The sequence below is a fragment of the Thermoflexus sp. genome (assembly GCF_040289485.1).
Classification (GTDB): Bacteria; Chloroflexota; Anaerolineae; order Thermoflexales; family Thermoflexaceae; genus Thermoflexus.
Map to the genome: position 1 here is coordinate 1 of NZ_PSLG01000038.1, position 10,354 is coordinate 10,354.

Genomic DNA, 10,354 nt, shown 5'->3' on the forward strand with positions numbered 1-10,354 from the left:
GGCGGCGTCCAGGGCCGCCGCCACGGTGGGGTCGGCCGGGCGCAGGCGACGGGCGCCCTCCAGGAAGGCCAGGGCTTGTTCCTCGCGGCCTTCCTCCAGCAGCCGCATGGCCTGGGCGACGGCTCCTGCCACCGTGGCCTGGATCCGGCGCTCCCGTTCCGCCGCCCCTTCCCGCCGGCCGGCCTCCCATCCGGCCAGTCCCATCGCGCCGATGATCAGCAGCGAAACGAAGGCCATCCCCAGGCCGACGAGCGCCCGACGGGTCGCACGGCCCATCCCCAGACCTCCGCAGGGAGATCGCTGCTAGGGCATCCGGTTCCAGAAGATCCAGCTGTAATTCCACCGCCACCGCCGGCGGGGCCAGGTCAGGAAGGGCCGCCGCCGTGTCCCCTCTGGACATTCCACCTGCACCGCCCACGTGCGCGCGAGGGGCGGGACCTCTGCTTCCCAAACCCACTGCATGCGGTCGCCTGCATGATACTGAAGGTCGGGGAACGGGGGGGCGATCGGCAGGAGGGGCTCGACCCCCGCCTCGGTCTCCAACCAGAGGCGGGGCCGGAAGGCCCCCGTTTGAAGGGCGCGGACGGCGATCCGGAAGCGGACGTGGTCCGGCCGGCCGGGATCCGGGAAGATATCCGGGCCGCGCTGTTGATAGGGCGTGAGGCGGATCCCGGAGAAGGTCTCCAGGTGCAGCCCCCCGCATGCCCATCCCAGAGGCTCCCCCGGCATGCCCGGTGAGGGGGCCAGATCTACTTCCCCCAGAGGGAGGGCGTCGGTCCCTTGGCGGGTGGGCAGGCGGGGCCAGCCCTCGGATCCGGTGGGATACCATCCGGCGCTGAGGCGATAGCGTCCAGAGGGCAACCCAGGTGGGACGGGCAGGGACCGCCAGAGGGTGAGAAGGGCTCCCGGGGAGAGGGCGGGGGTGGGGATCGGCGGCTCGGCGTCGTGGCCCGCGATCCAGCGCCCCTGGAGGTCCAGCAGATGGACGAACAGCGTGTATGGGCGTGAGAGGGGCCCGTCGGCGCGGATCCGCAGCCCGACCTGGACGCTCCCTGGGAGGGCACGCCAGGCAGCAGCCTCGACGCGAAGCCCCCCTTCGAAAGCCCCGTCCACCGGCCTCCACCCGGGCGTCTCCGGCCGCGGCGTGAAGCGGATGAGGGCCGCGTCGGCCGGCGGCGGCCAGACGCGGGCGGGCTCCCGCAGATAGGCGGCGCCCAGGGCGGCCTCCAGGGGCGCCCAGTTCCCGGCATACGCCGGGACGCCGAGGAACCACACGGTAGGCCGATCGACCAGGGCCTCCCGCCAGCGGTCCTCGTCGGCGAGCCGGAACAGACGCCAGGGCCGGTCCGGGAAATGGGCCAGCAGGGCCTGCTCGTGCCATGGCGCCTGGACGATGAGGACATCCCCTGGTGCCGCGTGTTCCTCGAGAAAGGCGGTGACTTCGAGATACCAGGGGTTGTTCTCCGGAAGCAGCCGATAGGCGGCCATGGTTCGCGCGGTGCCCATGAGGCCGGCCAGCCCGATGCCCCCGATCCAGAGGGCGCGCCAGAGGGGGCGGGCGGCTTTCGCGATCCCCGCCAGGCCCAGAAGGAGAGGGAGGAAGGCCATCGCGGCGTAGCGGGCGGCGAAGAGGTTGTAGCGCCATCCGATCGCCAAGAAGCCGATCCCGGCGCTGAGGAAAGCCCACGCGATCAGGCGGGCGGCCGCGGAAGGGCGGAGGCGGGCGCTGGGCAGAGCGACCGTGAGCAGGAGAGCGGCCATCCCTCCGACCGCCACGGCCCAGCGGGCGTCAGCGGCCCATCCGCTCCACAGCGAAAGCCAGGCGTTGAGGGCCATCTGGAGGGGGTCCGGCCGGATCCCCGGGTTCCCCTGGTGGCGGATCACGATCCCCACGGCGGCCGGGTAGGCCTTCGTTGCCCATACCAGGCCGGCCAGCCCGGGCAGCCCGATCCCCAGGGCCAGCGGGATCCCCCGCCGTCGGCGGTGCCGGAGCAGCCAGAGGGCCTCACCGGCCATCCCAAAGGCGCCGTAATAGAACGTGAAGAGGAGGGCCATGTTCGCCAGCCCCATCCCCAGGCCTGTCCGCCATCCGGGTCGGCGGCCGGCCTGCGCGGCCATCCAGAGCGAGAGGGCGGCCAGGGCGAGGGCCAGTCCGTAAGCGCGCAGGAACATCATCCATCCGGCGAAGAGCGGGTTGAACGCCGTCAGGGCCATGGCCAGGAGGCCGGCCCGACGCCCGCCGATCGCGCAGCCCAGGCGGAAAGCGAGGGGGTAAACCAGGAAGGCCCCGAACAGGCCGACCGTGGCCCGCATCGGGAGGGGATGGAACAGGGGCAGGCGCCCGGCGAGCCACAGCAGCGCGGCGTAAAGCGGCGGCTGCCCGTCCAAGCGGAGGGCGGTTTGGATCAGGTCCGGGAGGGACCGGGAGCCGGCGAGCCAGAGGACGAAGGCCTCGTCGTTGTGGGCCAGGTTCGGGCGCCAGAAGGCCAGGGCGAGCCCCCACGCCGTCAGGAGCAGGAGGATCTCAGCGCCCGGCCCTAGGGCCTTCGAGCGGACCGCCACAGCACCCATGGCCAGAGGAAGGCGATGGTGACGAGGCTGATCCCGGCGCCGACGAGGAACGAGGGCGGGCGGAAGCGGAAGACCACCTCGCTCTCCCCGGCCGGCAGGGCCACCGCCATCAGGACGCCGTCCGCCCGATCGAGCGGAGCAGGCTGTCCGTTCACCGAGGCCGTCCAGTCGGGATACCAGGGATCCCGGACGAGGAGCAGACCCGGGCGTCCCAGGCGGACCCGGGTGGAATGCTGCTGATATTCCAGCGGGGGAAGCAACGGAACCGCCGTCGTGCCGGCGAGCAACAGGCCGAGGAGCCCCAGGCGCTGAACGGCCGGGAGCCACGGCAGACGGCTTTGCGCGCAGCGGAACGCATAGTAGGCCGTCCCGCCCAGCAGGATATAGAAGGCGATTTGAGGGTCCCCGGTCAGGATCATCAGGGCCCCTCCCAGGCCGCCCAGAAGCAGGCCCCGCGGGATCCGCCCATCGGCCAGATCTCGAAGCCCCAGCAAGAAAAGCGGCAGCCAGGCGGTGCTTTCCCCTTTCGCCACCTGAAGGATCGGGTATCCGGTCATGTAACCGCCGAAGGCGAAAACCAGCGCCCCCAGCAGAGCCCCCCAGCGGTTCCCGACCTCCCGCCGCAGGAAGATATAGGCCAGCACGGCGGCGATCCAAAGATGGATCAGGGATTCGACATGGAAGATGTCCATGGAGACATGGGGCGTGCCGCGGACCCATGAGAAAAAAAGGGTGAGCCAGACCCCGGGATCGAAGAGGGCCGATTGCGGATCGGCCTGGAGGGGATAACCACCGAACAGGCAGAGGGTGCGCCAAGGGAACTCACCCCTTTGGAACGCCCGATAGGGGCGTTCCCGATACAGCGTGTAGAAAACATAGTTGAAATCCCCCGGGCCAGCATCCAACGGTCTGCCGCGATCGGCGTCAGGTAGCGCCATGCAAACAGCCACCACGTCCCGGTGATCCAGGCCAGCGCTAGCGCGACAGGCCCCCACCGCTGGAGAAGGTTGGATCTCCGTGTCATCTTTGCCTTCCCAAGCCCGCCCAACCCGGAGAGGTCTCGCCGGATGAGACAGCGCCGATCGCGGATCCGCCCACGTCGTGGGGATGCACGGCATCCCCCGAGGCGTATGTCCCATTATAGCGGAGCCGGATGTCTCACCACGGCACCTGGTTCAAGAACACCCAGTCGTAGTTCCAACGCCAGCCCGGAGGGGGCACCCAGCGGGCGCGCAGCGCCACCTCTCCCTGGGCGTCCTGCCAGACCACCTGATACCACCCCGGCGGCAGATCCCCCGTCCGGGTCCAGACCTCGACGAACACCCCTCCCAGCCATTCCTCCGTCGCCGCCCACCCCTCCGGGGGTTGCAGGTCCCATTCCCGCCCGTCCTCCCCCCGCAGCCGCAGCCGATGGCCCCCGGTCCCCCCTGCGCCTTTCCAGACCAGATACACGTGCCACCGGGGCTGTCCATCGACCTCCGTCCGCCACATCTCGGCCGCCAACCATTCGATCCCGGGGCGGATCGCCCCGCGGGCCGGCGCGGGATCCGCCCCGGGGGCCACCGCCACGGCCCCCAGCCGCAGGGCGTCTGCGCCCGCTGCCGTCCAAAGGCGGCGCCAGCCTTCCGGGCGCCGCTCGTAAAGGCCGATGGCCAGCGTGTAGGCGCCCGGGGGGAGGAAACCGGGCACCGCGATGGCCAGCGTCTGGGTGTAGACTTCGCCCGGGCGCCAGCGGTCGGTCGTCGGCACTGGCTCCCGGTCCGTCCCAGCCCGGTAGTGCCCCTCGGCGTCCCACAGATGGGCGAAGACGACATAGGCGGTGGAGACCGGGCGCAGGGCCCGCCAGCGCAGGCCAATCCGGACGCTCCCCCGGGCAGGGGTGGCCCCATCGGGGAGGGCAGCCGCTTCGAGCATAATGGTTCCCCCGAAGATCGCATGCACCGGCTGCCACGTCGCCCGGGCGGGCCACGGGACGAACCGGAAGACCTCCGCCATCGGATACCAGGCGTGGACGTCGAAGGGCCCCTGTCGCTCCAGGGCCGTCGCCACGGGCCGATACAGATCCTGGAAGAAGGTAACCCCGATCAGCCACATCCGGCCTCCCGCGTCCAGGGCCGAGGGGTCCACGGCCTCCATCGCCATCAGGCGGTCCCGGGTCTCCGGATAGAACAGCGCCATCTCCGCCTGGTTCCAATAGCCGTGGAAGGCGAACCGGTCCGACGGATGGGCGGTCCAGCGCAACATGCTGTAGAGTTCCCGCTGGGCCTCGACGTAGATGGGCGCGTTCCGATAGACGCCTTGCAGGCGGCCGATCCCATACAGCCCGGCCCCCACGGTGAGCACCGTCAGGGGAACCCGCCAGCGCCGGTCCCACCCCGTCGCCAGCCCCCAGGCATAGAGGGGAAGGACCGGGGCGAAATACCGCGCGGCGTAGAAGGGGAACCGCAGGGCCAGCCCCAGGCCGGTCAGGACCGGCAGGGCCATCGCCCCCCACAGCCGCCCGGTCCGGCGGCGGACGGCCGCCAGCAGCCCCAGCCCGCTGACGGCGATCCCGACAGCGGCGAGGCGCCCGTCCACGCCGATCCCCAGCCCCAGGGCGGCCATCAGGTTGGCCAGCACCTCCGGCAGAGTGGGCCGGACGGGGATCCGGCTTAAGGTGCGCACCGTGTGCGCCAGGGTGGGGTGCAGGGCGTAAACCAGCCACCCGGCTACCGGCAGCAGGGCCAGCAGGAGCAGGGCCCCTTCCCGCCACAGAGGCCGTCGGCCCGGGGCCAGCAGACGCTGGGCCGGCACGAACCACAGCCCGTAGAAGTGGGTCAGGGTGAGCCCCCAGGCGCTGACCACCCATGCCCCATCCGGTCCCCGCCGGGCCAGCCAGGCCCCCAGGGCGCTCGCGGCGATGGCCATCGCATACATCCGCCCCAGGGTGGCCATGGCGAAGAACAGCGGGTTGAGGCCGAGGAGGAGCATCGCCAGCAGCGCGGCCCGGGCGCCGGCCGCCCCCCGCACCAGGCGGTGGGTGAGGGCCAGGGCCAGGAGCGCGAAGAACGGCGAGACGAACTTCAGGGCGAAGGGGTGGGGGACCAGGCGGAGCCAGAGCCAGAGCCCGAGATAGTAAAGGGGCGGGTGGCTGTCCCGGGCCACAGCCTGCAAGGTGCCCGGCAGGTCCGCGATCAGGACCACCGCCCCATGGGCCTCGTCGTTGTGCACAAAGGCGTCCGGCAGCCCGATGAGATAGAAGGCGAACAACAGCGCCAGCAGCCCTACCGGCGCCCACCGGCGCGCCGCGCGCCCCGGGCGGTGCTGGACCCGGGAAAGGGCCATCGGTTTCGGCGGGAGGGATCGCGGGCGCATGGTCTTTGTCCGCGGCCAGGCCTTCGTCAAGGGGATCGGGCCCCCTCGCAGAGCCGGAGGCCCTTGCGGGCGTTCTCTTCCTGGGGAGAGATGGCCAGGGCCATCTGGAACCAGGGCCGGGCGGCGGCGCAATCCCCAAGGTAATAATGGGAAAGGCCAAGGAGGTAGGCCATCTCCACCAGACGGGCGCACCGGGGCTCCGCCGACAGGGTCTCCGGCGTGCAGCGCTTCCCCTCGGCCGCCAGCCGCTCTTGCAGCCGGCGGATCCCCTCCGGCAGCCGATCCGCTTGCACAATGTCCTCGTAGCGGCGTCGGGCATACAGGGTCACCCCCAGATGATAAAGGATCCGCCAGTCGGTGGGATCCTGCTCCCAGGCCCGGGTCAGCTTCTTCTGGGCGTCCTCCGTGCGGCCGAGGTTGTAATACAGCCAGCCCAGCTCATCGAGGATGCGGGGGTCCTGGGGGCGCAGGTCCGCTGCCCGCTGGAAGGCCTCCAGCGCCGCCGCCGTCTGTCCCAGGGCGAGGGCGTTGCGGCCCAGCGCCAGCCAGACCACCACAAGGTGGGGATCGCGATTCAGGGCCGCCCGATATTGGGCTATGGCCTCTGCGTAGCGCCCCAAGGTCTCATAGACATAGCCGAGGGCCCGATAGGGGTCCGGGTGGTCCGGAGCCAGGGTCACCCCCTTTTGGGCGGCGGCCAGGGCGGCCTGGGGGCGATGGGCGTCGGCGTAGGCTTCGGCCAGGTAGGCATACAGCGGACCCTGGTCCGGTGCCAGGGCCACCGCCCGCTCCCCCGCCTGGATCGCCTCGTCGATCCGTCCCTGCCAGTCCCGGATCAGGGCCGTCAACCCCAGCAGGGTCGGATCCTCTGGGGCCAGCCGGCGGCCCCGTTCCAGCCAGTCGGCCGCCTCCTCCAGACGGTGGCTGAAGGCCAGCAGCCGGATGAGGGGCGGGTAACGGGCCGGGTTCTCCGGCTCCAGGGCAAGGGCCAGTCGATAGGCCCGCTCCGCCGCCTCCAGTTGGCCCGACCGATAGGCGGCCTCCGCCTGGCGGGCGTAGATCTCCGCCGAGGGGGTCGGCGAAGGCGGGGACAGCCTGGGGGGGGAGGAGGCGGAAAACGAGCGGTCCAGCCACACCAAGGCTGCCACCGCCAGCAGGTCTAACGCCAGCCAGAACAGCCAGCGGCGTCGGCTCATGGATCCTCCAGGCCTTTCAAGACCATGGAGGCGGTGGCCAAATTGGTGGCCAGCGGGACGTTGTGGACGTTACACAGCCGCATGACGGTCCGGATGTCGGGCTCGTGGGGGTGGGCGTAAAGCGGATCGACCAGGAAGATCACCGCGTCGATCCTCCCCTCCACCACCATGGCTGCGATCTGGGCGTCGCCGCCCTGGGGCCCGGAGCGGACACAGGTCACTTCCAGGCCCAGGGCTTCCTGCAGGGTGCGGCCGGTGGTGGCGGTGGCGATCAGGGCATGCCGGGCCAGCCGCTCCCGCTCCTGCCGCGCCCACGCCACCAGTTCCGCCTTCTTCCCATCGTGAGCGATGATGGCGACGCGTTTGCCCATGGGTGCCACCCTCTCCCATGCCGGCTTGTCTTGAAGTTTAACCCATGGCTGGGCTCCGGGAAGGGGGCCCGTGTCGCCCAGCAGGCCGCGCTCTCGGGTATACTGAGCCCCACAGGCGGATCTCCGCGCACGGCGAGGATGGGATGGAGCGGATCATCGGGGGATGGATCCTCATCGGGCTGGGGGGGACGGTGGTGGCCGCCGCCCGCCGGCTCCCCGGCCCCCGCGGCACCAGCCTGGCCATGAGCGCCCTCCTGGCCGGGGTGGCCGGGCTCTGGCTGAGCGTTGCCACCCATCCCCCTCAGGAGGTCGCCTTTCTGGTCGGGCGGCCGTTCTCGGTGTTCCAGACGGCGTGGGTTTTCCGCCTCACCCGGGAGTCCTGGGCGCAGGGATGGGGGGTGCTGACGGCCGGGCTGCTGGTGGGCCTGTTGTGGACCGCCTACCCGGGCCAGGGACGGCGATGGTCCCGCGTCCTCGCCCTGGGGCTGGTGGGAGCTGCCACCGGCGCCGCCCTGGCGGCCGACCTCTTCACCCTCCTGATGGCTTGGGCCCTCCTGGACGCGGCCTTCCTGGCGTTGCTGCTGATCCGGCGGGGGGAGGCGGTGGTGGAGCGCGCCGTCCTGGCCGGCCTGGTGAATGGGGCAGCCCTCCTCGGCCTCTGGGCCGCCGCCGTGAGGCTCTGGTGGACGGGGGACAGTCTGTTCTGGAGCCGGATGGCCGGGGCCGCCGCTTTGCCGTTGCTCTTGCTGGCCGGGCTGATCCGCCTGGACATCTACCCGTTCCACGTCGGCCGCCCCCCGGAACTGGCGGACGAGGTCGACCGGGCCGCGTTGCTGTATGTGGTGCCGACGGCCGTCGGGCTGATGCTGTGGGCCCACCTGATCCCTCTGTTGCAGAGCTGGGGAGGGACGCCGGGGGTGACCCTGTTGTTGGGGCTGACCTCCCTGCTGGGCGGGCTGTGGGCCTGGGCAGAGCCGGATCCCCGGGCCGGCCTGGTCGAAGCGGCGTGGGGAACGGCAGCCTGGTGGGCCCTGGCCGGACTGGCGCGCCCGGAGGTGGCGCCGCTGGCCGCCGCCCTGTGGCCGGTCTGCTTCGCCTTGCTGTTTGTCGGCCCATCCTTCGTTCCCCCCTCCCCTTGGGGTCTGCCCGCTCTGGGGGCCCTCCTGACGCTCGCCGGGCTGCCGCTGACCCCGGGGGCGACCCTGGGGACGGCGGTCTTTCATGCGTGGCCGGCATGGGCCTGGCCCTTTCTCGTCCTCCTTCAGGGGTTGCTGGTCGGGGCATTGTTGCGGGGCTGGCTTCGTCCTCCGGAGGAATTCCCCTCGCCTCCCGCTCCATGGGCGCTCCTGTATGGGGTGGGTCTGGGGATCGGGGTGCTAAGCCTCATCGGTCTGGGGATCGCCCTGAACGCATGGGGACCGATGCCGATCCCGTTCCGGCTGGCCTTGCTGGCCGGGACCGGAGTCGGCCTGCTCCTTTACGCCCAGGCCGACCGGGTCCATGCGGTGGCCTGGCGCTGGGCCCAGGTGCGTCCGTTCCTCTCTCTGGAATGGCTCTACGCCGGCCTGGCCCAGGCCATCCCTTCGCCGGCGGAGGGCCTTCGGCGGGCGCTGGCTTTCATCAGCCATCCTGCGGTGATGTGGCTGTGGGCGCTGGTGATCGCTGGCCTCCTCCTGGTCTTCTGGCAGGGCAGCCCTCGATGAAGGAGAGCTTCCCCGAGCTTCCCTATCGCGGGCCGATCCCCGATGGGGTGAAAGCTCGGTTGCGGGAACTGGCGGGCACGGAGATCCCTGAGGTCGACCTGGAGCGGGCACGCCTGCACGTCGGCACATGGCTGGCGCGCGGGATCCTGCGGTGGATCCCCGATCCGCTCCCTGGGGTGGATCCGGCGGCGGTGACCGTGGGGCGGCACATCTTCCTGCAGCCGGCCTTCTGGCCCCCGGAGCGCCTTCCCGCTTTCGTCCTCCTGGCCCACGAACTGGTCCACGTCCGCCAGTGGCGGGTGATGGGCCCCTGGAGGTTCCTGATCGCCTACCTGTGGGACTACCTCCGCGCCCCCCAGCGCTACCCCGGCGTCCGGCTGGAACAAGAGGCCGTCGCCATCGCCGCGCGGATCGAGGCCCGATGGCGCGAGCGCGGGCTGCCGGTGTAATAATAGAGGGCGCGATCTTTATTCCGTTCGGGAGGAGGATGCGATGCGGCGGGTGTTGATCCTGGGAGGCGGCTTCGGCGGGGTGGCGACCGCCCACGCCTTGCGCCAGCGCCTCTCCGCAGAAGACGAGATCGTCCTCATCGAGCGCCGTCCGTATTTTATGTTGGGGTTGCGCCAGACCTGGGCGATGATCGGGCGGGGGACCCTGGAGGAGGGCCGGCGGCCGCTCCGCGCCCTGGAGGGGCAGGGCATCCGGGTGGTCCAGGGGACCATCACGGCCATCGACCCGGCTGCCCGCGCCGTCGAGGTGGACGGCCGCCGGATGGAAGGGGATGCGATGGTGGTGGCCCTGGGGGCGGAATTGGACCCGGACGCCGTGCCCGGTTTCCGCGACCACGCCCTCAACGTTTACGACCCCCAGGAGATCCCGCGGGCCGCCGAGGCGGTGCGCGCCTTCGCCGGGGGCCGCGTGGTGATCGGCATCTTCGGCGCGCCGTATAAATGCCCGCCGGCGCCCTACGAGATGGCCTTCCTCCTCCAGGATCTCTTCGAGGCCCGCGGGGTTCAGGCCTCCCTAACGGTCTTCACGCCCCAGCCGATGTCCTTGCCGGTGCTGGGGGAGGCCGGCTGCTCGGTCCTGGAGGGTCGCCTGGCCGAGCGGGGCATCGCCTTCCTCCCAAACCACCGGGCCACGGCCGTGGAGGCGGGGG

At 71.3% G+C, this 10,354-nt stretch carries 9 protein-coding genes; 3 read left to right on the top strand and 6 right to left on the bottom strand.

The features are described from left to right. The 6 genes from C4313_RS07635 to C4313_RS07660 all read right to left on the bottom strand — a co-directional run. A partial coding sequence (locus tag C4313_RS07635; RefSeq protein ID WP_352429277.1) for a hypothetical protein occupies window positions 1–276 on the bottom strand: 276 nt, incomplete at its 3' end. 27 nt (window positions 277–303) lie between these two features. Then, entirely contained in the window at window positions 304–2,562 is a 2,259-nt protein-coding gene (locus tag C4313_RS07640; RefSeq protein WP_352429278.1) for a glycosyltransferase family protein, read from the bottom strand. Beyond that, entirely contained in the window at window positions 2,538–3,476 is a 939-nt protein-coding gene (locus C4313_RS07645) for a YfhO family protein (protein WP_352429279.1), read from the bottom strand. Before C4313_RS07645 ends, C4313_RS07640 begins: the two co-directional genes overlap by 25 nt. A gap of 253 nt (window positions 3,477–3,729) precedes the next feature. After that, entirely contained in the window at window positions 3,730–5,925 is a 2,196-nt protein-coding gene (locus C4313_RS07650; RefSeq protein WP_352429280.1) for a glycosyltransferase family protein, read from the bottom strand. Between the two features lie 26 nt (window positions 5,926–5,951). Continuing rightward, complete coding sequence (locus C4313_RS07655) at window positions 5,952–7,121, bottom strand: tetratricopeptide repeat protein (RefSeq protein ID WP_352429281.1); 1,170 nt, start codon at window positions 7,119–7,121, stop codon at window positions 5,952–5,954. After that, complete coding sequence (locus tag C4313_RS07660; RefSeq protein WP_352429282.1) at window positions 7,118–7,492, bottom strand: methylglyoxal synthase; 375 nt, start codon at window positions 7,490–7,492, stop codon at window positions 7,118–7,120. The genes C4313_RS07655 and C4313_RS07660 overlap by 4 nt, the downstream gene beginning before the upstream one ends. A 143-nt stretch (window positions 7,493–7,635) precedes the next feature. Here C4313_RS07660 and C4313_RS07665 point away from each other — a divergent pair, with 143 nt between their 5' ends. The 3 genes from C4313_RS07665 to C4313_RS07675 form a co-directional block, all read left to right on the top strand. Then, complete coding sequence (locus C4313_RS07665) at window positions 7,636–9,195, top strand: hypothetical protein (RefSeq protein WP_352429283.1); 1,560 nt, start codon at window positions 7,636–7,638, stop codon at window positions 9,193–9,195. Beyond that, window positions 9,192–9,644: an eCIS core domain-containing protein gene (locus tag C4313_RS07670; protein WP_352429284.1), complete on the top strand. Its 453-nt coding sequence runs from the start codon at window positions 9,192–9,194 to the stop codon at window positions 9,642–9,644. The genes C4313_RS07665 and C4313_RS07670 overlap by 4 nt, the downstream gene beginning before the upstream one ends. A 43-nt stretch (window positions 9,645–9,687) precedes the next feature. Beyond that, on the top strand, window positions 9,688–10,354 hold a 667-nt coding region (locus C4313_RS07675), incomplete at its 3' end, for an NAD(P)/FAD-dependent oxidoreductase (protein ID WP_352429285.1).